The following is a 23,622-nucleotide window of genomic DNA, read 5'->3' on the forward strand; positions in this document are numbered from 1 at the left end:
GGCAGATGCGCGCCTTGGAACGCAAGGCACGCAAACTGGGATTGCAGCTGGTTAAAGCGGCTTAAATTTTAAGAGCAAAAACAATGAGTTAATTTTTGTTTGATAAGAGCTGGCTTGCCTGCGATAGCGGTCTGCCAGTTACCACATCACTGACTGAGCCACCGCTATCGCAGGCAAGCCACACACATTGGATTTGCGTCAGTTTTAGAAGATTCATCGTCCTGTAACCCCCGCGCCGCCAAACCGTCATCCCCTGCGCCCATCCTGTACTCCCCGCACTCGCATTGGGAGACTCGAAATGGCCCGGCCCTACGAAGACAGCAACAGCACCGTAAAGACCCGTCGTCAGCAGGAAGACCAACGCCGCATGGCGTTCCGTCGCGCAATCGAAGACCGTTGCGAGGAGCGCCAATTGCTCCAGAGCATCAGTGACTACCCGGAACTCCACTGGCAGGCACCCGCGGCTGCCCAGCGAAACGCTCAGCCAGTGCGCTGATCTGCACCCGTTCGCTGCGAATAAAGCCCAGGAACGCATGGGCCACCGGTGACAGGCGCTTGGCCTTGGCCTGCACCAGGCACCAACTGCGGTACAGCGGCAGCTCTTCCACCGGCAGCTCCTTGAGCCCGCCGGTGGCCAGTTCCATGTTGACCGCGTGGCGCGTCAGCAGGGCCACGCCCAATCCCGCGCATACACATTCGCGCTGCGCCTCGGCCGAGGCGACTTCCACCGTCTGGGTGAAGTGCACACGTTTCTCCTTAAAGTACTCTTCGCAAGCCATCCGCGTGCCGGAACCCGGTTCACGTAGCAGCAGCGTGTAAGGTTCCAGATCTTGCAGGCGCAGTGGGCCTTGCAGGCTCAAAGGGTGGTTGGGGGGCGCCACGGCGACAATCGGGTTGTTGAGGAATGGCAGGAATTCCAGGCCCATGTCCTGGGGCACCATGGACATGATCACCAGATCGTCGCGGTTGTCGGAAAGCCGGCGGATCACCTGGGCACGGTTGACCACCGTCAGGTGCAACTGCACCTCAGGGTGCTGGCGCTTAAAGGCAGCAAACAAATGCGGCACAAAGTATTTGGCGCTGGACTCCACGGCCAGCTTCAGTTGGCCCTGCAGCGAGCCCTGCATGTCCGACAGCTGCATATCGAGGTTCTCCAGCCGTCCGAAGATATCGCGACTGGCCCGTTGCAGCGCTTCAGCGGCCTCGGTCATGTAGAGTTTTTTGCCGACATAATCGAACAGCGGCTGGCCGATCAGCTCTTCCAGCTGACGAATTTGTAGGCTCACGGCGGGCTGTGTGAGGGACATTTCCTCGGCGGCGCGGCTATAAGAGCGCAAATCACACACTTCATGAAAGATCTGCAGCTGACGCAATGTCAGTCGCATCAATGACTTACGCATGTTTAGCTCTCCTCATCCCAAGCCAGCCGAACAACTATAAGTCTTTACTTATGCATGACCCAATAATTATTGATTTTTGTTAATCCCTCTATGGGCTTAGGGTGTGTCTTGCGACTGTCATGAAACATTTGGTCACGCGACGACCCAGCTCCTGTGGGTCGAAGAACGCAGCAATCGGCTCAAGGGAATTTCCAAGTGATAAAAAAGATCCTGATCGCCAACCGTGGTGAAATTGCCGTACGAATCGTGCGTGCCTGCGCCGAGATGGGCATTCGCTCGGTCGCGGTCTACTCCGACGCCGACCGCCATGCGTTGCACGTCAAGCGTGCCGACGAAGCCCACAGCATTGGTGCCGAGCCACTGGCCGGTTACCTGAACCCGCGCAAGCTGGTGAACTTGGCGGTGGAAACCGGTTGTGATGCGCTGCATCCCGGCTATGGCTTCCTGTCGGAGAACGCCGAACTGGCGGATATCTGTGCCGAACGCGGGATCAAATTCATCGGCCCGTCCGCTGAAGTGATCCGCCGCATGGGCGACAAGACCGAAGCGCGCCGCAGCATGATCAAGGCTGGCGTACCGGTCACGCCCGGCACCGAAGGCAACGTCGCCGACATCGCCGAAGCCCTGACTGAAGGCGACCGTATTGGTTACCCGGTGATGCTCAAGGCCACCTCCGGCGGTGGCGGTCGTGGTATCCGTCGTTGCAACAGCCGCGAAGAACTTGAACAAGCCTTCCCCCGCGTCATCTCCGAAGCCACCAAGGCGTTCGGCTCGGCGGAAGTGTTCCTGGAAAAATGCATCGTCAATCCCAAGCACATCGAGGCGCAGATCCTCGGTGACAGCTTTGGCAACGTGGTGCACCTGTTCGAGCGCGATTGCTCGATCCAGCGCCGCAACCAGAAGCTCATCGAAATCGCCCCAAGCCCTCAGCTGACCCCGGAACAGCGCGCCTACATCGGCGACCTGTCGGTGCGCGCCGCCAAGGCCGTGGGTTACGAGAACGCCGGCACCGTGGAGTTCCTGCTCGCGGAGGGCGAGGTGTACTTCATGGAGATGAACACCCGGGTGCAGGTGGAACACACCATCACCGAAGAAATCACCGGGATCGACATCGTCCGCGAGCAAATCCGTATCGCCTCCGGGTTGCCGCTGTCGGTGAAACAGGAAGATATCCAGCACCGGGGTTTCGCGTTGCAGTTCCGCATCAACGCCGAAGACCCGAAGAACAACTTCCTCCCAAGCTTCGGCAAGATCACCCGTTACTACGCCCCCGGCGGTCCTGGCGTGCGCACCGACACGGCGATCTACACCGGCTACACCATCCCACCGTTCTACGACTCCATGTGCCTGAAACTGGTGGTGTGGGCGTTGACCTGGGAAGAAGCCATGGACCGCGGCCTGCGTGCCCTGGACGACATGCGCCTGCAAGGCGTGAAGACCACCGCCGCCTACTACCAGGAAATCCTGCGCAACCCGGAATTCCGCAGCGGCCAGTTCAATACCAGCTTCGTTGAAGCCCACCCTGAGCTGACCAACTACTCGATCAAGCGCAAACCCGAAGAGCTGGCCCTGGCCATCGCCGCCGCCATCGCCGCCCACGCAGGCTTATAAATAAGCAGCTGCAAGTTGCAAGCGGCAAGCTACAAGTTAAAGCGCATCAGCCTTTACTTGCAGCTTGTAGCTTGAAACTTGCAGCTATGAGGAGATCCGAATATGACTAAGAAAATCTTCGTAACCGACACCATCCTGCGCGACGCCCACCAATCGTTGCTCGCGACCCGCATGCGCACCGATGACATGCTGCCGATCTGCGACAAGCTCGACAAAGTCGGCTACTGGTCCCTGGAAGTCTGGGGCGGCGCGACCTTCGACGCTTGCGTACGTTTCCTCAAAGAAGACCCGTGGGAGCGCCTGCGCAAACTGCGCGCCGCGTTGCCTAACACCCGCCTGCAAATGTTGCTGCGTGGCCAGAACCTGCTGGGCTACCGCCATTACAGCGACGACGTGGTCAAGGCGTTCGTGGCCAAGGCGGCAGTCAACGGCATCGACGTATTCCGCATCTTCGACGCCATGAATGACGTGCGTAACCTGCGCGTGGCCATCGAAGCGGTGAAGGCCGCCGGCAAACATGCCCAGGGCACCATCGCCTACACCACCAGCCCGGTGCACACTGTCGAAGCGTTTGTGGCCCAGGCCAAACAGCTCGAATCCATGGGCTGCGACTCGATTGCGATCAAGGACATGGCCGGCCTGTTGACCCCGTACGCCACCGGTGAACTGGTCAAGGCGCTGAAAGCCGAACAAAACCTGCCGATCTTTATCCACTCCCACGACACCGCCGGTCTGGCCGCGATGTGCCAACTCAAGGCCATCGAAAACGGTGCCGACCACATCGACACCGCCATTTCCAGCTTTGCCTGGGGCACCAGCCATCCGGGTACCGAGTCGATGGTCGCCGCCCTTAAGGGCAGTGAGTTCGACACCGGCCTGAGCCTGGAACTGCTGCAAGAGATCGGCCTGTACTTCTATGCCGTGCGCAAGAAGTACCACCAGTTCGAAAGTGAATTCACCGCCGTCGACACCCGTGTGCAAGTCAACCAAGTGCCGGGCGGGATGATTTCCAACCTGGCCAACCAGTTGAAAGAGCAGGGCGCCCTCAACCGCATGAGCGAAGTGCTGGCCGAAATCCCGCGTGTGCGTGAAGACCTTGGCTTCCCGCCGCTGGTCACCCCGACCTCGCAGATCGTCGGCACCCAGGCGTTTTTCAACGTGCTGGCCGGTGAGCGCTACAAGACCATTACCAACGAAGTGAAGCTCTACCTGCAAGGCGGCTACGGCAAGGCGCCGGGCACCGTGAATGAGAAACTGCGTCGCCAGGCCATCGGCAGTGAAGAGGTCATTGACGTACGCCCGGCCGATTTGCTCAAGCCGGAAATGACCAAGCTGCGTGGCGAAATCGGCGCGCTGGCCAAGTCTGAAGAAGACGTGCTGACCTACGCCATGTTCCCGGACATCGGCCGCAAGTTCCTCGAAGAGCGCGACGCCGGCACCCTGGCGCCGGAAGTACTGTTGCCGATTCCTGAAGCGGGCGGCGTGGCCCGTGCCGGTGGCGAAGGCGTGCCGACCGAGTTCGTCATCGACGTGCACGGTGAGAGCTACCGCGTGGACATCACCGGTGTCGGCGTGAAGGCCGAAGGCAAGCGCCACTTCTACCTGTCCATCGACGGCATGCCCGAAGAAGTGGTGTTCGAACCGCTCAACGAGTTTGTCAGCGGTGGTAACAGCAAGCGCAAGCAGGCCACCGAGCCGGGCCATGTCAGCACCGCGATGCCGGGCAATATCGTCGACGTGCTGGTCAAGGAAGGCGACGTGGTCAAGGCCGGCCAGGCCGTACTGATTACCGAAGCCATGAAGATGGAAACCGAAGTGCAGGCAGCGATTGCCGGCAAGGTGAGCGCTGTTCATGTAGCCAAGGGCGACCGGGTCAACCCTGGCGAAATCCTGATTGAAATCGAAGGCTGATACAGCCTTCGACATTACCGTTTAATCCTCGGGGGGGCAGGTGCTCCCCTTTTTTTCGCCTGTAGTTTGCTTAGAAACGCATCCGCCACTGCCCTATCAAGCCTTGGCTGCTGCTTTGGGTGCCGTTTTCCGCGCTGTAGGCCAGGCCGACGGTGTGGTTGGCTGAGAGTGCCAGATCGAGCCCAGCCTGCAGGTTCAGGCTGTTGCGGTCGAGCGACGCGCCCTGAAGGGTGAAACCGTCAATGCCGCCCTGGCGAAAGGACTGGCGCACCTGGCTGTCGACGTCGCCATAGAGGTGTTTCCACTGCGTACTCAGATGGGGTGTGAGGGTCATCTGGTTGTCGAACAGGAACAGTTTGGCCAGACGCAGACCAAAGGTGCTGCTCAGGTTCTGTTGGGTTTGCGCATCGACGTTCAGCGCCGCGGCCCCGCCGTGTTCCTTGAAACTGTCACGGCTGTAGCGCTGGTAGCCAAGGCCAGCAAACGGCTCGATGCTGATGTCGCCACTGCCCAGTTGGTAGCCCATTTCGCCGAAGACATTCTGGCTGTTGGCGGTGTAGCGGCCCTTGAGTGTGTCCTTGTAACCCAGGATATCGATGCCACGTTTGTTTTGCCCCGCATGGCTGCTGTAGATCGCCCCCAGGCGTAACGCCAACGAGCCGTCCTGGCGCACGGCGTAACCGCCCAGATGCCAGCTGTCCAGGTCTGCGGTAAAGCGCTGCGTATCGAAACGGCTGCTGGATTTTGCCCCCAGCATACCGACTCGCCAGGCGTGGTCGACAGCCCAATCTGCGCCCATTAAAACGCCTTGGTTGGCCGTATTCAGGCCGGCAGTGCCGCGCTGGCTGTCGAGACCGCCTTCGCTGCCGAGGTTTTTTACCCAGAAGTGGCCGTTGGAGTCGGTGGGCAACTCGCGCAGGGTCGAGAGCACGCGGCTGCTCAGTTGCTGGGTGCTGCTCTGGGTTGCTGCCGCCAGGTTTGCGTTCTGGCTGCCCGCCAGTTGCTCGAGGGCCGCGCCGAATGCGCCGGGTTTCTGTGCGAGTTCGGCGTTGAGTTTCTCCAGGGCCTTGATCTGCTCGGAGCTCAGCTTGCCCGACTCCAGCAGGCGAGTCAGTGCTGGCTCCAGCACCTTCGCCACCTGCCGACCATTGTGAGTAGTGGCTTGCCCAGTGAAATAGCCGTCGATAGGCGCAGCTTCAACTTCGGGAAGGTCGAACCACTCAAAAGCCGGTGCGTCGTAGGGTTGATACCAGTACGGCATGTACTCGATATCGCCGCGCGCATGTGCATATTGAAGGTTGGCCGCAGCGAGTAGGCTGATGGCAAGTACGATTCTGCGGAGTGTAATGGGCATGAATTCCCAACCTCTTGGTGAATGAGGCGGGGAATTTAGCGAGGTGAAGGAGGGATAACTGTCAGGCCACGCAGTCGCGGTGTGCGGGAGTTGTCGCTATCGGTCGGCGATAAGCGACGTCTGCATTTTATTGCGTAATCACGATCCTAAAAGCACACCAATATGCATTTTAATGCAGCTTTTGGAGCTCAACTACGACGCACATACCCCTTGCCATAGTGCCGTTCCAGCCGCGCCTGGATCAGCTCCATGCCCAGCGACAGCACCCAGTAAATAATCGCCGCCGTGGTCAGCATCTCGATATAGCGATAGCTCGAGCGGCCATAGGACTGCGCCAGGAACATGACCTCCCACACGCCCATCACCGAGATCAGGGACGAGTCCTTGAGCATCGAGATGAACTGGTTGGTGGCCGGCGGAATGATGGTGCGCATGGCCTGGGGCAGGGTGACGTGCCAGAAGATCACGCTGTCACGCATGCCCAGGGCGAGTGCCGCTTCACGCTGACCGTGGGTGACACCGAGGATGCCGGCGCGGAAGATTTCGCTCAAGTAAGCGCCGTAGTTCAGCGACAACGCGATGATCCCGGCGACGATGGCGCCCGGCACCAGGCCCAACTGGGGCAGGCCGAGGTAGATAAGCAAAATCTGGATCAGCAGCGGCGTGCCGCGAAAGAACGAGGCATAAAAGCTGGCGATGCCAAAGGCCACGGCGCTTTTCGACAAGCGTCCCAGCGCGGTGACAAACCCCAGCACCGACGATATCCCGATCGAGCACAGGCACAAGAACAGCGTCAGCGCCGCGCCTTGCAGGAAGCCGTTGGGCGACAGGTGCACGCCCACCAGGTTGGGCAGCTTGTCGAGGATGATCGAGAACTTCAGGTCAAAGCTCAGGAAGAAACTGGCGAACAGGCAGAACAGCACGGCCCAGGTCAGGTACAACCGGGTGCGAAAACCGAAGAGCCGCTGCCAGCGCGACGCGCTGACCGGCGGCTTGGGAGGTGTGGGGAACGCAGTCATTGGCTGATGTCGGCGCCGATCCATTTCTGCGACAGCTTGCTCAGGGTGCCATCCTGTTTCAACTGGGCGAAGACTTCACGCACCTTGCTGTCCCACTGCGGGTCGCCTTTTTCGATCGCCACTGAGTTGGGCTCCGAATACAACGGCTCGCCGGCCAGCTTGAAGCGCTTGTCCTCGGTGAGGCGCGGTTGAGCGGTGACCAGGTTGGTGAGGATTGCATCCAGGCGCACGCCGGCGCCCAGGCCGAGGTCTTGGAAGGCCACGTTGTCGGTGTCGTAGGGCGCGATCTGTACGTTGTCGAATGGATACTGCAACTGCGTGTCTTCGGCGCCTTCAATCACCAGGTTTTTGTTCAGGTAGCTTTCATAGCTGGAGGCGCTGGTCAGGCCGACTTTCTTGCCGCTCAGGTCCTTGGCGCTGTGGATGCGATCATCCTTGGCGTTGACCACGATCACCGCCGGCGAGGCGTAGTACTCCACCGGAAAGTCGAACACCTCGGCGCGGGCCTTGCTCGGGGTCATGGAGCAGATGCAGATGTCGTAGCGGCCACTCCAGCGGCCGGCCGCGATCACGTCCCAGGAGGGCGTCTCCAGGCGCAGCTTCACACCGAGTTTTTGCGCCACGGCCTTGGCCACGTCGACGTCGAAGCCATCGAGCTGATTTTGTTCGTTAAGAAACGAGAACGGCGGGTAGCTCTCCATCAGCACGCCCACCAGTTCTTTCTTCTTCTCAATTCGGTCCAGCGTTGCACCGCCAAAGGCTTGCGTTGAAGCGGCCAGAATCGTCAGGCCCAAGGCCAGCAGCGGTTTCAGTTTCATGGATCGGTACCTGAATGAAAAAAGAGTTGTTATGAAGCGGATTGGACGTATTAAATAGTTATAAGAACGACTCTCATAGTGAGTTATTTTCATAAGCTTATGAGTAAAAAGCATATGGCCACAGCAACAGTAATTCTTGATGGCGGCATGGGCCGTGAACTGCAACGCCGTGGCGCGCCGTTCCGGCAGCCGGAGTGGTCAGCGTTGGCCTTGAGCGAAGCGCCCCAAGCGGTGGAGGCGGTGCATGCGGCGTACATTCAGAGCGGTGCCAACGTGATCACCAGCAACAGCTACGCGGTGGTGCCGTTCCATATCGGCGAGGCGCGGTTTGCCGAGGAGGGCGAAGCCCTGGCGGCGCTTGCCGGTGAGCTGGCCAGGCGCGCGGTAGACGCATCCGGCAGGGCCGTGCGCGTGGCGGGTTCGCTGCCGCCGCTGTTTGGTTCGTATCGCCCGGACCTGTTCAAGCCACAGCGCGTATCCGAATTGCTGACACCGTTGGTGCGAGGCCTCGCGCCTTTTGTTGACGTGTGGCTGGCGGAAACCCAGAGCTCGATCGTTGAAGCCCGTGCGATCCACGCCGGTTTGCCCGAGGACGGCAAACCGTTCTGGCTGTCGTTTACTCTCAAGGATGAAGACACCGACGAAGTCCCGCGCCTGCGTTCTGGCGAACCGGTGGCGGATGCGGCCGAAGCGGCTGCGCAGCTGGGTGTGCACGTGCTGTTGTTCAACTGCAGCCAGCCGGAAGTGATAGGCGATGCCATTGACGCAGCGCGCCAGACGTTCGAGCGCCTGGGCGTGCAGATTGAGGTGGGCGCCTACGCCAATGCCTTCCCGCCGCAGCCCAAGGAAGCCACGGCCAACGATGGTCTTGACCCATTGCGTGAGGATCTGGACCCGCCGGGTTACCTGCACTGGGCCGCGGACTGGCAGGCACGCGGTGCCAGCCATTTGGGCGGATGCTGCGGGATCGGGCCTGAGCACATTGCGGTGTTGGCCCAGAAGCTGAGGTAGTTGAATTCACACAAGTCCTAATGTGGGAGCGTGCTTGCTCGCGAAAGCGGTGGATCAGTCGACAGCTGCAATGACTGACCCGCCGTATTCGCAAGCAAGCCCGCTCCCACAAGGGTTTCTGTGTTGCCGGGTAGGTTAAGCCCGGCACTTTGCCAGGCTTTTCACCTGGCCTGAATGTGTCTGGTTAGTCTCGGACAACCACGCCTCAAACCCCGCCCCAATCGCCGGCCACTCGGTATCGATGATCGAATACCACGCCGTATCCCGGTTCTGCCCCTTGACCACCATGTGCTGGCGGAACACCCCTTCAAAACTGAACCCCAGTCGCTCTGCCGCATATTTGGAGCGGGCGTTGCCGTTATTGCACTTCCATTCCAGCCGACGATAACCCTGCTCGAACGCATACTTGGCCAGCAAGTACACCGCTTCGGTGCTTTTCGGTGAGCGCTGCATCGGCGCGCCAAAGGTGACGTGGCCGATTTCGATACGGCCCTGGGCTGGGACGATGGACATCAGGCTGAGGATGCCTTGCACCTGGCCGGTCTTGAGGTCGACCACGCTGAAGAAATAGGGCTCGTTGTGTTGAGCGTGGTTGTTCAACCAGGCATTGAACGCACTGCGCTCAGGAAAAGGCCCGTAGGGTAAATAGTCCCACAGCTTGGGGTCGGCACCGGGGCCTTCAAGGGCTTGCCACAAGTCATCGCCATGGCGCGCCGGGTCGAGTTTTTCCAGGCGGATAAAACGCCCTTCAAGCAGTTGCACGCTGGGTGCCGGGACGCCTTTCCAGTTGGCGAGGGAGGTGGACATGCTGCGCTCCTTAAAGACCTTTGCGAAATTGGATGAAACCAGGGCGTTCGGCGATGCGTTCGTACAGCTGGATCGCAGTGGCGTTGGTCTCGTGGGTGAGCCAGTGAACCTTACAGCAGCCGTCAGCCTTTGCGGTGGCGTAGACAAACTCAATCAGCTTGCGGCCCACGCCGGTGCCCCGTTGAGAGGGCTCTACGAGCAGGTCTTGCAGGTAGCAGGCGTTTTCGATGCTCCAATTGGAGCGGTGGTAGATGAAGTTGACCATGCCCACCGCCTTGCCGTCTTGCCAGGCCAGTACGGAATGGGTCGGCTCGTTGGCGTCGATCAGGCGCTCCCAGGTGCTTTGGCTAACGGCGCCCGGCAGTTCGGTGTTGTAGAACTTCAGGTACGCCTGCCACAGCGGCAGCCAGGCGCCATGGTCGGCGGCGGTGACCTGGCGGATGTCGATCTGACTCATTCTGGGACTCCTTGGGGGATAAAGCGTGCGAGGGTCTGGTCACGTACGTCGACGCTGGCGGCCAGCCCCTCGCGAACGCCGGCGATGTCGGCAGCGCTGCGGTTCTGGCTGAGTTTGCGTTTGCCGATCAGGCGCTCGATCGGCAACGCAAAGCCGACAATGGCTTTGAGCATGCCTTCAATGTAGTCGGCCGGGGCGTCGCTGACTTTCCACGGCTGGGCGCGGCTGCCTTCATGGCGATCGGTCAATGCACTGACCACCCCAAGTAAACGCTCGGCATCGGTAAACACCTCGGCCTTGCCGTAGGCATGCACGGCGATGTAATTCCAGGTGGGCACGACTTTGCCGTGCTCGGCCTTGCCCGGGTAAAACGACGGGCTGATATACGCCTCGGCGCCGGCGAAGATCACCAGAGCTTCGCTGCCGTTTTGCAGGTCCTTCCACTGCGGGTTGGCCTTAGCCAGGTGCCCGTAAAGTGTGCCATCAGGGCCTTCATCGGGGTTGAGCAGCAGCGGCAAGTGGCTGGCTTGCAGGCCGTGCTCGCCTACGGTCACCAACTGCGCCAAGCGGGTGTGCTGGATCAATTGCTGCAATTCGGGCAAGTCTTCGAGGGCAAAGGCACGGGGCGTATACATAGAAATTTTCCTTGGCGAATGCCTGCATCCTAGGCAGGCTAATGGTTCGTTGTAAGAGCCATCTAGCGCTAATTTCATAGGTCCAATATGCCGCCCATTGCGCCGCCGTTGTCGTTCAACCCTGCCGGTATCGAGTTGGATCGCCGTCAAGGGCTGACGCGCCAGCTGTATGAAGCGCTGCGTCAACGCGTGCTGGACGGGCGACTGGCCAGCGGCACGCGCCTACCCGCCAGTCGTGACTTGGCGGCTGCACTGTCGATCTCGCGGAACAGCGTGGTGCGCGCTTACGATCAACTGTACGCGGAAGGGTTTATTGAAAGCCGAGTAGGCGATGGCACTTACGTCGCTCAATTGCCTACGGCAAAAAAACTATCCACAAAAGTATCCACAGGGTTTTCAACAAGCTTATCCCCAGCCTTATCCACAAATTGGTTGGATTTGCCGGTTAAATCAGCCAGTGAAGTTATCCACAGGCCTGCTTTTGGGCGTGTGCAAACTCACCATTTACCGGTTCCACCTCCCGGGCCACCAAGGGCGTTTCGGGTCGGTGTTCCGGCATTCGATCTGTTTCCATTTGAGGTATGGGCCAAGCTGAATGGGGCTTTCTGGCGCAAGCCCGACTTGGCACAACTCTGTTATGGCGACCCGGCGGGGGACGACCGCTTGCGTGGCCTGATTGCCGCGTACCTGCGCAGCTCGCGGGGCATGCAGTGCTCAGCTGAACAAATTGTGATCACCAGTGGCGCGCAGCAGGCAATCAGCCTTTGTGCACAGCTGCTGGTGGAGCCCGGCGATGGCGTGGCGGTGGAAAACCCCGGCTACCGCGCCGCAGGGCATGCGTTCGCCCTGGCAGGCGGGCAGCTGCACGGTGTGCCAGTGGACGGCGAGGGCATCGATTGTCAGGTGCTCAACCGCCTGCAGGATTGCCGTGTGGCCTATGTCACGCCTTCACATCAGTATCCGTTGGGCGTGGTAATGAGCCTGGCGCGGCGCCTGGAATTGCTGGCCTGGGCCGAACGCACGGATGGCTGGATCATCGAAGACGATTACGACGGAGAGTACCGCTACAGTGGCGCGCCGCTCTCGCCGCTCGCCGCCTTGGACCGCAACGGGCGGGTGCTCTACGTCGGCACCTTTGGCAAAGTGGCCTTTCCGGCGTTGCGCCTCGGTTACCTGGTACTGCCACCGGCGTTGGTAGACGCCTTCGCCCGGCGCCGCGCCGTGGACATGCGCCACTCCGAGGTCAGCACCCAGGCGGTGATGGCTGAATTCATGGCGACCGGGCATTTCCAGCGGCACATTCGCCGCATGCGCCGGGCCGCGTTGAGCCGCCGCAATGTGTTGTTGGCGGGTTGGCCCAGCGGTCTGCCGGGTGTGGGAGAACTGCCCAGCGTTGCGGCGGGGCTGCATGTGACGGTGCGTGTCGACAGCCTGGCCCGCGAGCAGCAGTTGCTGGCGCAGGCCCACGCGGCGGATGTCGAGGTCAACGGCCTGAGCGCTTACTGGCTGGCGCAATCAATCACGCCAGTGGATCAGCGCGCAGGCCTGGTATTGGGGTTCGCCGCGGTGCCCGAAGCGGACATGGCCTCGGCACTGGCGCGATTGCGCCAGGCCTGGCAATGCTGATCAGGTGCCCGATTTGATTTTGGTCCAGGCCCGTGTCCGCACACGTTCCGCATCACGCCCCAAGGGTTTCAAGGTGTACAGCGTGGCCATCGCCGCCTCGGTGGGGTATAGGTTTGCGTTGTTGCGAATCGCCGGGTCGACCAACTCGGTCGCGTCCTTGTTGGGGTTGGGGTAACCGACGAAATCGCTGACCGGCGCGATCACCTGTGGCTGCAGCAGGTAGTTGATAAAGGTGTAGGCGTCCTGAGGGTTTTGCGCGCCCTTAGGGATGGCGAGCATGTCGAACCAGATCGGCGCGCCTTCTTTGGGCAGGCGCATGTCCACCGTCACACCATTCTTGGCTTCCTTGGCGCGGTTGGCGGCCTGGGAGAAGCTGCCCGAGTAACCCACGGCCACGCAGATGTCGCCGTTGGCGATATCGGCCATGTACTTGGAGGAGTGGAAGTAGGTGATGTAGGGGCGGATCTTCATCAGCAGCGCTTCAGCCTTGGCGTAGTCCTTGGGGTTGCTGCTGTTGGGGTCCAGGCCCAGGTGCTGCAAGGCCAGTGGCAGGATCTCCGAGGGCGAATCGAGAAAGGCCACGCCGCATTGCTTGAGCTTGCTGATATTTTCTTCCTTGAAGATCAGGTCCCAACTGTCTACCGGTGCGTTCGGCCCCAGTGCGGCCTTGACCTTGTCGGGGTTGAAGCCGATCAGGATGGTGCCGTACATGTAGGGCACGGCGAATTTGTTGCCGGGGTCGTTGGCTTCGATCAGCTTCATCAGCTTGGGATCGAGGTGGTTCCAGTTGGGTAACTGGCTGCGGTCGAGGGGCTGGAACACCCCGGCTTCGATTTGCTTGGCCAGGAACACGTTGGACGGCACTACCACGTCATAGCCGGAGTTGCCGGTGAGCAGCTTGGCCTCCAGGGCTTCGTTGGTGTCGAAGATGTCGTAAACCAGTTTGATGGTCGGGTTCTGCGCCTTGAAGTCCTCAAGCGCCTTGGGGGTGATGTAGTCGAACCAGTTGTAGACCTTGAGGGTTTTTTCTTCGGCCTGGGCCGCGCCGCTCAAGAGCGTGGCGCATAAGGCGAGGGTAGTGAGCAGCTTCATCGGGTAGCTCCTTGTTCGAAACCTTCGAGCACGTTGACGGCGTTGATGCCGATTTCTTCCACCGCGTAGCCGCCTTCCATGACGAACAGCGTGGGTTTGCCAAGGCGAGCCAGGCGTCGGCCCATGGCCAAATAGTCTGGGCTGTCGAGTTTGAACTGTGAGATCGGATCGTCCTTGAACGTATCTACGCCCAGAGACACCACGATGATGTCGGCGTCATAGCGTTCGGTTTCCTTACAGGCCTCGTCCAGCGCCGCGCTCCATTGATCCCAACCCGAACCGGCAGGCAGCGGATAGTTGAAGTTGAAACCTTCTCCCGCGCCTTCGCCCAGCTCGTCGGCATAGCCGAGGAAGAACGGAAATTCCGCTTCCGGGTGCCCGTGGATAGAGGTGAACAGCACATCGTTGCGCTCATAGAAAATCGACTGGGTGCCGTTGCCGTGATGGTAGTCCACGTCAATGATTGCGACCTTCTTGTGGCCCTGGTCGAGAAATGCCTGGGCCGCGATGGCGGCATTGTTGAGGTAGCAATAACCGCCCATCAAATCGCTGGCGGCGTGATGCCCCGGCGGGCGGCACAGCGCGAAGGCACTGTGGGCGCCTTGCTGGATTGCCTGTTGCGCGGTCAGCGCCACCTGTGCCGCACTGTACGCCGCTTGCCAGGTGCCGGCGGTGATCGGCGCGCCGCCGTCGAAGCTGTAGTAACCCAGTTGGCCGTGCAGGCTGGTGGGCAATACCCGGCGCAACGTACGGGCCGGCCAGGTATACGGCAGCAGGTCGCCGTCGGTGGCGAATTCAGTCCAGCGCGCCCAGGCGCCTTTGAAAAACTCCAGGTAGTCGCGACTGTGGATACGTTGCAGCGGCGCCAGGCCGAAATCCTGCGGCGCCTGCACCGGGCCGAGTTCGCGGTCCTTGACCCGTTGCAGTACATGGTCGGCACGCGACGGCATTTCGAAGCAGGGCATCAGTTGCCCGTCCATCAATTCGCACCGGCCGTGATGCAGGTGATGATCGTCTGAGTAGATCGTCAGCATTTTTTTGTTCTCCGCAGGCTGTATCAGTGGATGCAGTCTTGCGGTGGGACGGTTTTTAGCAAACGGCAAGAGCGGCCAAAAGGGGATAAATACGGCCAAATTGTGTGTCCGCAATTCGCCCCGATAACGTGCATCGGCGCGCCATTACGAAGCGTCAGGGGCGAAATTGACTAGGCGCCACCCCGCTCCAGCGCACAAATGCATGGCGAAAGCTGGCGGTTTCACTGAAACCGAGTTTTTCGGCGATTCGGTAGATTGGCATCTCGTCCTGCCCCAGCAACTGCTTAGCGCGGTCGAAGCGCAGTTCGTCGAGCAGTTCCTGGTAGCTGCTGCCCAAGTCATGCAAATGCCGACGCAAGGTTCGCGCAGAACAGTTCATCTGTTCTGCCAAGCCTTCAATGCCGGGCGCGGCGTGGAGCTGTGCGGCGAGCAGATGGCGGATTCGACCCAGCCAGGCCTGGCGCCCGGTGAACTCCAGGTTCTGCTTGCGACAGCGTTCGGCCACGGTGTGATGGGTGACGGCGTCGGCCAGTGGCAGCGGCTGGTCGAGCCAGCGCTTATCAAACGCAAAGGCATTGGCGCTGGCTTCAAAGTGCAGCGAGCAGGCGAAGCACTCGTGGTAGCGCGCGTGATAGTCCGGCGCGCCGTATTCGAAGCGTGCGCCGAGTAACGGCAGCGGCTGGCCCAGCAGGTCGTCGCAGATGAGTTTCAGCGAAACCAGGCAGAATTCAACATTGAACATTTCCAGCGCGGGCGTTTCCCGGTAATCGGCGGCGGTCAGCCAGATACGCTCGCCGTCGTTTTCCAGGCTCAGCTCGAAAAGTGTTCCCAACAGCGCCGGGTAGCGTAGCGCCAGGCGCAAAGCGTCACCGAAGGTGGCGCAGGTGAGCAGCGCATAACCGAGCATGCCGTAGGACGACACATGCATCTTGCGGCCCAATTCGAGGCCGATATCCCGCCGCAGCGCTACTGCGTTGGCACACACGCGCATCTCCTGGTTGGTGGTGATGCAGGTGTCGGCGCGGCTCAGGTCGGCGGTGCAAATGCCGCTGCCGGCAAGTAACGTTTCAGCGGGAAAGCCTTCGATCTTGAACGCGTTAACGATCAGCGAGACGGCATTGAGGGTGGTGAGGTGGGAGTGCAACATAGGGTCTTCCAGCCACGGGATGGCTGGAAGAAGAGCAAGTTACATGCCGCTCAGCGCAACTCGCCGCACAGGTCCAGCTCCACCAGGCGGCGGACTTCCTGGGTATCTAGCCCGGCACCGATCAGCGCATTGAGCTTGCCGAACGCCGCTTCGCGGGTCATGCCGCCGCCGGACAACACACCCGCGCCGCGCAGGCGACTGCCGGCTTCATAGACGTCCAATTCAACACCGCCTTCATGGCATTGGGTGATGGCAACGACCACAATCCCCTCAGCCTGCGCACGTTGCAGGCTGGCCAGGAACGCGGGGTTGTCGCTCGGCCCGGTGCCACTGCCGAAGCATTCAAGGATCAGTGCCTGGATGCCGCTGTTGAACAGCGCGTCCAGTTGTGCGGCAGCGATACCGGGCACCAGCGGCAGCACGCCGACATTGGCCAACGCTTTCGGCTGGCGGAAATGCAGCGCCGCCGGGATCATATCGGCCTGGGCCACGCCGCCGTTGCGTTGCAGGGCGGCAAACGGATGACGGCCAAAACTGCGGATTTTCGCGCAACGGGTTGGCGCCATCAGCGAGCCATGGAAGTACAGTTGAACACCGGGTGCCAGGCCTGCGCCCAGCGCAACCAACGCCCCGCTGACGTTTTCCCAGGCATCACTGTCCGGCACGCCGGCTGGCAGCATGGAGCCGGTGAACACCACCGGTGCCGGCAGACCCAGCAGTTGGAAGCTCATGGCCGCTGCGCTGTAGGCCAGGGTATCGGTGCCGTGCAGGATCAGCACGGCATCGCAGCCTTGGTCCACGGCGTCGATCACTGCTGTGTGCAAACGCTGCCAGTACGCAGGGGTCATGTTGGCGCTGTCGATCAGCGGCGCCATTTCCTGGAAGCGCCACGCAGGCACGGGCTGGTCGGTGAGCTGTTCGCGCATGCGTGCTTCAAAACCGGATGCGGGAGCCAGGCCATTGGCGCTGGCCTGCATGCCAATGGTGCCACCGGTGTAGAGCACCATGACGTTGTTAGCTGGTTGCATCGAGAAATCTCCTGAACGAAAAACGCCGCCGGGCCCAGAGCATGCCCAAGGCCGGGCGGCGTGTCATCTATCTAACTGCGCTCAGCGTTGCGGTTGAGCGTTCAGTTCAGCCGAGGCTGCCGCTTCCGGTTTTGCCGGGTTCGCTGGCCAGGCCTTGCGGTCCAAGTCCAGGTCAGGGAACTGGCTGGAATCGAACACAGGGGTCTTGATGCCTGCCGCACGCTGGTTGTCGTAGTCATTCAGGATGCGCATGGCGATCTTGAACAGGAACGCCAGGGCAAACAGGTTGACGAACGCCAGCAGGGTCATGGTGATGTCGGCAAAGGCGAACACGGTGCCCAGGTTTTCGATCGAACCCCAGAAAATCAGCACCAGCACCAGCGCCCGATAACCCATCAGCACCTTGCGGTTATTGCCGACCAAAAAGCGCAGGTTACTCTCGCCGAGGTAGTAGTTGTACATGATCGAGGTGAACACGAACAACGCCAGGGCCACCGAGATGAACATGCGACCCCAATCGCCCACTACCGCTGCCAGGGAGTTCTGGGTCAGGGCAATGCCGTCGCCTTCAAAGCCCGGCGTGTAGAAACCGGAGAGCAGGATCAGCAATGCAGTACAGGTGCAGATCACGAAGGTGTCGAGGAACACGCTGAACGCCTGGACCACGCCTTGGGCGATCGGGTGTTCCACGGAAGCCACCGCCGCCACGTTAGGCGCACTGCCCAAACCGGCTTCGTTGGCGAACACGCCGCGTTTCACACCCATGATGATCGCGCTGCCTACCAGGCCACCGAAGGCTTGGTCGAGGCCGAAGGCGCTCTTGACGATGGTCGCGAGCATGGCTGGCACTTGGTCGAATTGCAGCACGATCACGTACAGGGTTACCGCGATGTAGATCAGGGTTTTGACCGGCACCAGCAGGTCGGCGATCGAGGCGATGCGCTTGATCCCGCCGATGAACACCAGGCCCAGCAATACCGCCAGCGCCAGGCCGGTGTAGGTGGTGTCCAGGCCAAAGGCGTTGTTCAGCGAGTGCGTCACGGCGTGCGCTTGCAGGCCGTTGAAGGCAAAGCCGAACGTCACCAGCAGCAGGAACGCCATGACCATCCCCAACCAGCGTTTTTGCAGGCCGTGCTGGATGTAGTAAGCCGGGCCGCCACGGTAGGTGCCTTCGGCGTCGGTGCGTTTGTAGAGCTGGCCGAGGGAGCACTCGATGAAACTCGAAGACATGCCCACCAACGCGGTGACCCACATCCAGAACACGGCGCCCGGGCCACCCAGGGTCACGGCAATGCCGACACCGGCAATGTTACCGGCACCCACACGGCCGGCCAGGCTGAGCATCAGCGCCTGGAACGAGCTGAGCTGGCCAGCGCTGCTTTTCAGGCTGTCTTTAAACACCGAAAACATGTGGAAGAAGTGACGAAATTGAACGAAACGCGAGCGAATCGTGAAATAACCGCCGAGCCCGACAATGAGCACGATCAGTACTTTCCCTGAGAGGAAGTCGTTGATGACTTCGAGCATGGAGTGTTCCTCGCTGATTTTTCTAATGGCAAACGCAGGACGGTTCGACGCCGTCGCATCGCACCAGGCAGTGCGCGACAGTTCGACCCCAATCCTTTTGCGGGTTGTTATTCATGCGGTTTCGCGCAGTTTCAGGGCCTCGTTACCGACGGCCGCAGACGCGAGAGGGGCGGCACTATACCTAGGCGAACGTGATTCGTCTGCTCGGGCTGATTAAAGGTTTCAGCCACGCAGTGGCGGTCAAGGTGGGTTTGCAGGGCGATATTGGAGTTTTTATGGGCGTCATTTCGCAACCTCAAGGCAAAAAAAAGGGCCTGAAGAACGAGCCTTCAGGCCCTCAAAAGGTGAGAGGTGTCTAGTCCCTCAACCTGGTGAGCGGTGCAACAAACGCTTAGGCCTTCAATGGGACCAAGCGTGGGGCAATCATGTTTTCGGGGCGCAGGATGTCGTCGAGCATGGCGTCGTCGAGCAAGCCTTCTTCGCGCACCAGTTCCAGCACGCCACGCCCGCTTTCAAGGGCGATACGGGCGATGCGGGTAGCGTTTTCATAGCCGATGTAAGGGTTCAGCGCGGTGACCAGGCCGATGGAATGCTCCACCAGTTCGCGGCAGCGGGCTTCGTTGGCGGTGATGCCGACGATGCAGTGCTCGCGCAGCATGTCCATGGAGCGTTGCAGCAGGCGGATCGAGTCGAAGATCTTGAAGGCGATCAGCGGTTCCATCACGTTCAGTTGCAGTTGGCCGCCTTCGGCTGCCATGGTCAGCGCCAGGTCGTTGCCGATGACTTGGAACGCGACCTGGTTAACGGCTTCCGGGATGACCGGGTTGACCTTGCCGGGCATGATCGAGCTGCCTGGCTGGCGTGCCGGCAGGTTGATTTCGTTGATGCCGGTACGTGGGCCGCTGGACAGCAGGCGCAGGTCGTTGCAAATCTTCGACAGTTTCACCGCGGTCCGCTTGAGCATGCCGGAGAACAGCACGAACGCGCCCATGTCGGAGGTGGCTTCGATCAGGTCGGCAGCCGGTACCAGCGGCTGGCCGCTGATGGTTGCCAGACGCTGAACGGCCAGGGCCTGGTAACGCGGGTCGGCGTTGATGCCGGTGCCGATGGCGGTGCCGCCCAGGTTCACTTCGGTCAGCAGTTCTGGCGCCAGGGTTTTCAGGCGGGCCAAGTCTTCGCTGAGGGTAGTGGCGAAGGCGCGGAATTCCTGGCCGAGCGTCATCGGCACGGCGTCTTGCAATTGGGTACGGCCCATTTTCAGCACGTGGCTGAACTCGACGCCCTTGGCAGCGAACGCCTGTATCAGGCTGTCGAGGCTGGCCAGCAACGCGTCATGGCCCAGCAGCAGACCCAGGCGGATCGCGGTCGGGTAGGCGTCGTTGGTCGACTGCGCCATGTTCACGTCGTTGTTCGGGTGCAGGTACTGGTATTCGCCCTTGTTGTGGCCCATGGCCTCCAACGCGATGTTGGCGATGACTTCGTTGGCATTCATGTTGGTTGAAGTGCCGGCGCCGCCTTGAATCATGTCCACCACGAATTCTTCGTGGAAATCGCCGCGGATCAGGCGGGCACAGGCTTCGCTGATGGCAGCGTGCTTGGCTTCGCTGAGCTGGCCCAACTCGCGGTTGGCGTCAGCGGCTGCTTGCTTGACCATTGCCAGGCCGACCACCAATTTCGGGTAATGCGAAATCGGAACGCCCGAGAGGCGGAAGTTATTCACCGCTCGCAGGGTCTGGATGCCGTAATACGCTTGGGCAGGTACTTCGAGTACGCCAAGCAGGTCTTTTTCTGTGCGGAATGATGCAGCGGAGGACATGACGAAAATCATCTCAATAGGGACCCGGAACAGGCCGGAACGCTGCGAATGCTAGGCGTGTAGACGTTTTTGGGCCAATGCTGTTAAGCACTGGCCTATGCGCAAACGGCATAATGCGCATGTGACCCAGCTATGATGGCGGGCGTGTGTGCCAAAATGGTGCGTACCCGTGGGAGGAAGTGATGAACCTTGAGAGCAAATGGCTGGAAGACTTCAGTGCCCTGGCGGCAACGCGCAGTTTTTCCCAGGCGGCAGAGCGGCGCTTCGTCACCCAGCCGGCGTTCAGCCGACGCATCCGCAGCCTGGAAGCTGCGCTAGGCCTGACCTTGGTCAACCGCTCACGCACCCCGGTGGAGCTGACGGCGGCAGGGCAGCTGTTTTTGGTCACCGCGCGCACCGTGGTCGAACAGCTCGGTGAAGTGCTGCGCCATTTGCATCATCTGGAAGGCGGGCAGGGCGAAGTCATGCAAGTGGCGGCTGCCCACTCCCTGGCACTGGGCTTCTTCCCGCGCTGGATCGCGCAACTGCGCAACGAAGGATTGAACATCGCCACGCGGCTGGTTGCGACCAACGTCGGCGATGCCGTGCACGCCCTGCGCGAAGGCGGTTGCGACCTGATGCTCGCGTTCTACGATCCCGACGCGGCGATGCAGATGGACGCCGAAATCTTCCCGTCCTTGCACCTGGGCAACACCGAAATGCTCCCGGTATGCGCCGCCGATGCCGACGGCAAGCCACTGTTCGACCTGGAAGGCGAGGGCAGCGTGCCGTTGCTGGCCTACAGCGCCGGTGCGTTTCTCGGGCGTTCGGTGAACTTGCTGCTGCGCCAGCGTGCGCTGCGCTTTACCACGGTTTACGAAACCGCCATGGCGGACAGCCTCAAAAGCATGGCCTTGGAAGGGTTGGGCATCGCCTGGGTGCCGCAGCTCAGCGTACGCGCTGAACTGGCGCGCGGGGAATTGGTGGTGTGCGGCGGGCCGCAATGGCATGTGCCGCTGGAGATTCGTTTGTATCGCTGTGCGTTGGTGCGCAAGGCGAACGTGCGGTTGTTGTGGCGCAAACTGGAAGGTGGCGCGGCGCAAGGCACCTGAGGGCGACGAAAATCAAATGTGGGAGCGGCGGTTCGACGCGTCGACTTGCTCGCTCCCACATGATTCTTCAGCGCTTTTGACTGACTCATAAGTCAATAAAACCGCCACTTTTCGCCGCTAGACAGATGGTCATCCAAGGGGCTGTTTATCTTAATTATTACGGTATACTGCGCGGCCTTCGGCCGGTCCAACTGGCCCAATTTCGTACAACAAGCCACGCCGGATTTCCCGCGTGGCTTGTTGTTTTTTGACGCGCCCGCGGGCGCCCAGAGAGAAGAGGCACGACGATGAGTGCATTGGTTGGCGTGATCATGGGCTCCAAGTCCGATTGGTCCACCCTTAGCCACACCGCCGATATGCTGGAAAAACTCGGCATTCCGTATGAAGTGAAGGTGGTCTCCGCCCACCGCACCCCGGATTTGCTGTTCCAGTATGCCGATGAAGCAGAATCCCGTGGTATCGAGGTGATCATTGCCGGTGCCGGCGGTGCAGCGCACTTGCCTGGCATGTGTGCGGCCAAGACGCACCTGCCGGTGCTTGGTGTGCCGGTGCAGTCGGCGATGCTCTCGGGCGTGGATTCGCTGTTGTCCATCGTGCAGATGCCCGCCGGCATTCCGGTGGCGACCCTGGCGATCGGCAAAGCCGGCGCGATCAACGCCGCTTTGCTGTCCGCCAGCATCCTGGGCGCCAAGCACCCGCAGTTCCACGCGGTGCTGAAAAAATTCCGTGCTGAGCAGACAGACAGCGTGCTGGACAATCCAGACCCACGTATCGCCTGAGGTTGTTGACGATGAAAATCGGTGTAATCGGTGGCGGCCAATTGGGCCGCATGCTGGCCTTGGCGGGCACCCCGCTGGGGATGAACTTCGCTTTCCTGGACCCGGCGCCGGACGCCTGCGCGTCCGCCTTGGGTGAACACCTGCGGGCTGACTACAGCGACCCGGACCACCTGCGCCAACTGGCCGACGAAGTCGACCTGGTGACCTTCGAGTTCGAAAGCGTTCCGGCTGAAACCGTAGCGTTCCTGTCGCAGTTCGTGCCGGTCTATCCGAGCGCTGAAGCCTTGCGCATTGCCCGCGACCGCTGGTTTGAGAAAAGTATGTTCAAGGACTTGGGCATTCCGACCCCAGCCTTCGCCGACATCCAGTCCCAGGCGGACCTGGACGCCGCTGTCGCCAACATCGGCCTGCCGGCCGTGCTGAAAACCCGCACCCTGGGTTATGACGGCAAGGGCCAGAAAGTTCTGCGCACTGCCGCCGATGTGATTGGTACCTTTACCGAACTGGGCAGCGTCGCGTGCCTGTTGGAAGGCTTCGTGCCGTTCACTGGTGAAGTCTCGCTGATCGCTGTGCGTGCACGTGATGGCGAAACCCGCTTCTACCCGTTGGTGCACAACACCCACGACAGTGGCATTCTCAAGCTGTCCGTGGCCAGCACTGATCACCCGCTGCAGGCGCTGGCCGAAGATTATTCCAGTCGTGTGCTCACGCAACTGGACTATGTGGGGGTGATGGCGTTCGAGTTCTTTGAAGTCGACGGTGGCCTGAAGGCCAACGAAATCGCCCCGCGCGTGCACAATTCCGGGCACTGGACCACCGAAGGTGCCGAGTGCAGCCAGTTCGAAAACCACCTGCGGGCGGTTGCGGGCTTGCCGCTGGGTTCCACGGCCAAGGTCGGCGAAAGCGCCATGCTCAACTTCATCGGTGTGGTACCGCCGGTGGAAAAAGTCATCGCCATCGACGACTGTCACCTGCATCACTACGGCAAGGTCTTCAAGGCCGGGCGCAAGGTCGGTCACGCCAACCTGCGCTGCAAAGACCGTGCGACTCTCGAAGCGCAGATCCTCAAGGTCGAGGCGCTGATCGCCGAACAATAACTCAGGGATCGGCGGGAACCATTCGGTGACCGCCATCCTCTGATTGCAGGATGCCCAAGCCTGACTAGGCTTTGGCATAGTTCACTTTCAATCAGAGGGAAATGCCATGGGTATCATCGGAACCATCTTTATCGGCTTGATCGTCGGTCTGCTCGCGCGTTTCCTCAAGCCTGGCGACGACAGCATGGGCTGGATCATGACCATCCTGTTAGGTATCGCCGGCTCTCTGGCCGCGACCTACGGTGGTCAGGCACTGGGTATCTACCAGGCGGGTCAAGGCGCAGGCTTCCTCGGTGCCTTGGTCGGCGCCATCGTGCTGCTGGTGATCTACGGCTTGATCAAAAGAAAGTAATCAGCCGACA

At 60.8% G+C, this 23,622-nt stretch carries 23 protein-coding genes; 10 read left to right on the forward strand and 13 right to left on the reverse strand.

The genetic code is table 11. The annotated features are described in order from the left end of the window. The first annotated feature begins 298 nt into the window (after window positions 1-298). A complete protein-coding gene (locus AACY08_RS26730) occupies window positions 299-496 on the forward strand; it encodes a PA3496 family putative envelope integrity protein (RefSeq protein WP_339418627.1) in 198 nt (65 codons plus the stop codon). On the opposite strand, the gene AACY08_RS26735 is transcribed toward AACY08_RS26730, so the two are convergent. Beyond that, complete coding sequence (locus AACY08_RS26735; RefSeq protein WP_339418629.1) at window positions 426-1,400, reverse strand: LysR family transcriptional regulator; 975 nt, start codon at window positions 1,398-1,400, stop codon at window positions 426-428. The two genes, AACY08_RS26730 and AACY08_RS26735, sit on opposite strands and share 71 nt — an antisense overlap. Window positions 1,401-1,595: 195 nt before the next feature. On the opposite strand from AACY08_RS26735, the gene AACY08_RS26740 reads away from it, so the two are divergent. Beyond that, window positions 1,596-3,011 carry an acetyl-CoA carboxylase biotin carboxylase subunit gene (locus AACY08_RS26740; RefSeq protein ID WP_049710865.1) on the forward strand — a complete coding sequence of 472 codons (1,416 nt, stop codon included), beginning with the start codon at window positions 1,596-1,598 and terminating at the stop codon, window positions 3,009-3,011. 102 nt (window positions 3,012-3,113) lie between these two features. Next, window positions 3,114-4,922, forward strand: a complete 1,809-nt coding sequence (gene oadA, locus AACY08_RS26745) for a sodium-extruding oxaloacetate decarboxylase subunit alpha (protein ID WP_339418632.1) — start codon at window positions 3,114-3,116, stop codon at window positions 4,920-4,922. Window positions 4,923-4,992: 70 nt separating this feature from the next. Here oadA and AACY08_RS26750 read toward each other — a convergent pair whose 3' ends face one another. From AACY08_RS26750 to AACY08_RS26760, 3 genes are all read right to left on the reverse strand, one after another. Next, window positions 4,993-6,276 (reverse strand): autotransporter outer membrane beta-barrel domain-containing protein, encoded by a 1,284-nt coding sequence (locus AACY08_RS26750; protein ID WP_339472143.1) that lies wholly within the window; start codon window positions 6,274-6,276, stop codon window positions 4,993-4,995. A gap of 188 nt (window positions 6,277-6,464) precedes the next feature. Next, on the reverse strand, window positions 6,465-7,295 hold the full coding sequence (locus tag AACY08_RS26755; protein WP_339472145.1) for an amino acid ABC transporter permease: 831 nt from the start codon (window positions 7,293-7,295) through the stop codon (window positions 6,465-6,467). After that, window positions 7,292-8,113, reverse strand: a complete 822-nt coding sequence (locus AACY08_RS26760) for an ABC transporter substrate-binding protein (protein ID WP_339418637.1) — start codon at window positions 8,111-8,113, stop codon at window positions 7,292-7,294. The genes AACY08_RS26755 and AACY08_RS26760 overlap by 4 nt, the downstream gene beginning before the upstream one ends. A gap of 114 nt (window positions 8,114-8,227) precedes the next feature. Between AACY08_RS26760 and AACY08_RS26765 the strand changes: the two genes are divergently transcribed. Then, window positions 8,228-9,124, forward strand: a complete 897-nt coding sequence (locus AACY08_RS26765) for a homocysteine S-methyltransferase family protein (RefSeq protein ID WP_339472147.1) — start codon at window positions 8,228-8,230, stop codon at window positions 9,122-9,124. 135 nt (window positions 9,125-9,259) lie between these two features. Here AACY08_RS26765 and AACY08_RS26770 read toward each other — a convergent pair whose 3' ends face one another. From AACY08_RS26770 to AACY08_RS26780, 3 genes are read right to left on the reverse strand one after another with little or no spacing between them, the layout of a single operon-like run. After that, complete coding sequence (locus AACY08_RS26770; RefSeq protein WP_339472149.1) at window positions 9,260-9,931, reverse strand: GNAT family N-acetyltransferase; 672 nt, start codon at window positions 9,929-9,931, stop codon at window positions 9,260-9,262. A gap of 10 nt (window positions 9,932-9,941) precedes the next feature. Continuing rightward, window positions 9,942-10,388, reverse strand: coding sequence for a GNAT family N-acetyltransferase (locus AACY08_RS26775; protein WP_339472151.1), 447 nt, complete (start codon window positions 10,386-10,388; stop codon window positions 9,942-9,944). Next, window positions 10,385-11,023: an FMN-binding negative transcriptional regulator gene (locus AACY08_RS26780; RefSeq protein ID WP_339472153.1), complete on the reverse strand. Its 639-nt coding sequence runs from the start codon at window positions 11,021-11,023 to the stop codon at window positions 10,385-10,387. The genes AACY08_RS26775 and AACY08_RS26780 overlap by 4 nt, the downstream gene beginning before the upstream one ends. Window positions 11,024-11,110: 87 nt before the next feature. Between AACY08_RS26780 and pdxR the strand changes: the two genes are divergently transcribed. Continuing rightward, window positions 11,111-12,649 carry a MocR-like pyridoxine biosynthesis transcription factor PdxR gene (gene pdxR / locus AACY08_RS26785; protein ID WP_339472155.1) on the forward strand — a complete coding sequence of 513 codons (1,539 nt, stop codon included), beginning with the start codon at window positions 11,111-11,113 and terminating at the stop codon, window positions 12,647-12,649. On the opposite strand, the gene AACY08_RS26790 is transcribed toward pdxR, so the two are convergent. The 5 genes from AACY08_RS26790 to AACY08_RS26810 all read right to left on the reverse strand — a co-directional run bounded on the left by AACY08_RS26790 (window position 12,650) and on the right by AACY08_RS26810 (window position 18,477). Continuing rightward, entirely contained in the window at window positions 12,650-13,741 is a 1,092-nt protein-coding gene (locus AACY08_RS26790; RefSeq protein WP_339472157.1) for a polyamine ABC transporter substrate-binding protein, read from the reverse strand. Continuing rightward, the gene (locus AACY08_RS26795; protein WP_339472158.1) at window positions 13,738-14,775 is read right to left on the reverse strand and encodes a histone deacetylase family protein; all 1,038 of its coding nucleotides are present in this window, start codon (window positions 14,773-14,775) and stop codon (window positions 13,738-13,740) included. The genes AACY08_RS26790 and AACY08_RS26795 overlap by 4 nt, the downstream gene beginning before the upstream one ends. Before the next feature lie 154 nt (window positions 14,776-14,929). Further along, window positions 14,930-15,922 (reverse strand): AraC family transcriptional regulator, encoded by a 993-nt coding sequence (locus AACY08_RS26800; RefSeq protein ID WP_339472159.1) that lies wholly within the window; start codon window positions 15,920-15,922, stop codon window positions 14,930-14,932. Window positions 15,923-15,972: 50 nt separating this feature from the next. Then, entirely contained in the window at window positions 15,973-16,950 is a 978-nt protein-coding gene (locus AACY08_RS26805) for an asparaginase (protein WP_339472160.1), read from the reverse strand. Between the two features lie 81 nt (window positions 16,951-17,031). Further along, a complete protein-coding gene (locus AACY08_RS26810; protein ID WP_339418651.1) occupies window positions 17,032-18,477 on the reverse strand; it encodes an alanine/glycine:cation symporter family protein in 1,446 nt (481 codons plus the stop codon). Between the two features lie 191 nt (window positions 18,478-18,668). Here AACY08_RS26810 and AACY08_RS26815 point away from each other — a divergent pair, with 191 nt between their 5' ends. Next, window positions 18,669-18,836, forward strand: coding sequence for a hypothetical protein (locus AACY08_RS26815; protein ID WP_175405973.1), 168 nt, complete (start codon window positions 18,669-18,671; stop codon window positions 18,834-18,836). Between the two features lie 32 nt (window positions 18,837-18,868). Here AACY08_RS26815 and aspA read toward each other — a convergent pair whose 3' ends face one another. Continuing rightward, window positions 18,869-20,293 (reverse strand): aspartate ammonia-lyase, encoded by a 1,425-nt coding sequence (aspA, locus tag AACY08_RS26820; RefSeq protein WP_339418656.1) that lies wholly within the window; start codon window positions 20,291-20,293, stop codon window positions 18,869-18,871. 182 nt (window positions 20,294-20,475) lie between these two features. On the opposite strand from aspA, the gene AACY08_RS26825 reads away from it, so the two are divergent. The 4 genes from AACY08_RS26825 to AACY08_RS26840 all read left to right on the forward strand — a co-directional run bounded on the left by AACY08_RS26825 (window position 20,476) and on the right by AACY08_RS26840 (window position 23,612). Next, a complete protein-coding gene (locus AACY08_RS26825; protein ID WP_076952091.1) occupies window positions 20,476-21,384 on the forward strand; it encodes a LysR substrate-binding domain-containing protein in 909 nt (302 codons plus the stop codon). A gap of 287 nt (window positions 21,385-21,671) precedes the next feature. Beyond that, window positions 21,672-22,163 (forward strand): 5-(carboxyamino)imidazole ribonucleotide mutase, encoded by a 492-nt coding sequence (gene purE / locus AACY08_RS26830; RefSeq protein ID WP_003176980.1) that lies wholly within the window; start codon window positions 21,672-21,674, stop codon window positions 22,161-22,163. An 11-nt stretch (window positions 22,164-22,174) separates the two neighbouring features. Then, window positions 22,175-23,260 (forward strand): 5-(carboxyamino)imidazole ribonucleotide synthase, encoded by a 1,086-nt coding sequence (locus AACY08_RS26835; RefSeq protein WP_339472161.1) that lies wholly within the window; start codon window positions 22,175-22,177, stop codon window positions 23,258-23,260. Between the two features lie 106 nt (window positions 23,261-23,366). Next, window positions 23,367-23,612: a GlsB/YeaQ/YmgE family stress response membrane protein gene (locus tag AACY08_RS26840; RefSeq protein ID WP_003231726.1), complete on the forward strand. Its 246-nt coding sequence runs from the start codon at window positions 23,367-23,369 to the stop codon at window positions 23,610-23,612. Window positions 23,613-23,622 lie beyond the last annotated feature (10 nt).

It is taken from the genome of Pseudomonas sp. EL_65y_Pfl1_R83 (genome assembly GCF_963970695.1).
GTDB classification, from domain to species: Bacteria; Pseudomonadota; Gammaproteobacteria; order Pseudomonadales; family Pseudomonadaceae; genus Aquipseudomonas; species Aquipseudomonas tritici.

What these genes read in the sequence shown, in the direction of transcription:
- AACY08_RS26730 (WP_339418627.1), top strand. Translation starts at nt 299, where the DNA reads ATGGCCCGGCCCTACGAAGACAGCAACAGCACCGTAAAGACCCGTCGT.
- AACY08_RS26735 (WP_339418629.1), bottom strand. Translation starts at nt 1,400, where the DNA reads ATGCGTAAGTCATTGATGCGACTGACATTGCGTCAGCTGCAGATCTTT.
- oadA (WP_339418632.1), top strand. Translation starts at nt 3,114, where the DNA reads ATGACTAAGAAAATCTTCGTAACCGACACCATCCTGCGCGACGCCCAC.
- AACY08_RS26750 (WP_339472143.1), bottom strand. Translation starts at nt 6,276, where the DNA reads ATGCCCATTACACTCCGCAGAATCGTACTTGCCATCAGCCTACTCGCT.
- AACY08_RS26755 (WP_339472145.1), bottom strand. Translation starts at nt 7,295, where the DNA reads ATGACTGCGTTCCCCACACCTCCCAAGCCGCCGGTCAGCGCGTCGCGC.
- AACY08_RS26760 (WP_339418637.1), bottom strand. Translation starts at nt 8,113, where the DNA reads ATGAAACTGAAACCGCTGCTGGCCTTGGGCCTGACGATTCTGGCCGCT.
- AACY08_RS26765 (WP_339472147.1), top strand. Translation starts at nt 8,228, where the DNA reads ATGGCCACAGCAACAGTAATTCTTGATGGCGGCATGGGCCGTGAACTG.
- AACY08_RS26770 (WP_339472149.1), bottom strand. Translation starts at nt 9,931, where the DNA reads ATGTCCACCTCCCTCGCCAACTGGAAAGGCGTCCCGGCACCCAGCGTG.
- AACY08_RS26775 (WP_339472151.1), bottom strand. Translation starts at nt 10,388, where the DNA reads ATGAGTCAGATCGACATCCGCCAGGTCACCGCCGCCGACCATGGCGCC.
- AACY08_RS26780 (WP_339472153.1), bottom strand. Translation starts at nt 11,023, where the DNA reads ATGTATACGCCCCGTGCCTTTGCCCTCGAAGACTTGCCCGAATTGCAG.
- pdxR (WP_339472155.1), top strand. Translation starts at nt 11,111, where the DNA reads ATGCCGCCCATTGCGCCGCCGTTGTCGTTCAACCCTGCCGGTATCGAG.
- AACY08_RS26790 (WP_339472157.1), bottom strand. Translation starts at nt 13,741, where the DNA reads ATGAAGCTGCTCACTACCCTCGCCTTATGCGCCACGCTCTTGAGCGGC.
- AACY08_RS26795 (WP_339472158.1), bottom strand. Translation starts at nt 14,775, where the DNA reads ATGCTGACGATCTACTCAGACGATCATCACCTGCATCACGGCCGGTGC.
- AACY08_RS26800 (WP_339472159.1), bottom strand. Translation starts at nt 15,922, where the DNA reads ATGTTGCACTCCCACCTCACCACCCTCAATGCCGTCTCGCTGATCGTT.
- AACY08_RS26805 (WP_339472160.1), bottom strand. Translation starts at nt 16,950, where the DNA reads ATGCAACCAGCTAACAACGTCATGGTGCTCTACACCGGTGGCACCATT.
- AACY08_RS26810 (WP_339418651.1), bottom strand. Translation starts at nt 18,477, where the DNA reads ATGCTCGAAGTCATCAACGACTTCCTCTCAGGGAAAGTACTGATCGTG.
- aspA (WP_339418656.1), bottom strand. Translation starts at nt 20,293, where the DNA reads ATGTCCTCCGCTGCATCATTCCGCACAGAAAAAGACCTGCTTGGCGTA.
- AACY08_RS26825 (WP_076952091.1), top strand. Translation starts at nt 20,476, where the DNA reads ATGAACCTTGAGAGCAAATGGCTGGAAGACTTCAGTGCCCTGGCGGCA.
- purE (WP_003176980.1), top strand. Translation starts at nt 21,672, where the DNA reads ATGAGTGCATTGGTTGGCGTGATCATGGGCTCCAAGTCCGATTGGTCC.
- AACY08_RS26835 (WP_339472161.1), top strand. Translation starts at nt 22,175, where the DNA reads ATGAAAATCGGTGTAATCGGTGGCGGCCAATTGGGCCGCATGCTGGCC.
- AACY08_RS26840 (WP_003231726.1), top strand. Translation starts at nt 23,367, where the DNA reads ATGGGTATCATCGGAACCATCTTTATCGGCTTGATCGTCGGTCTGCTC.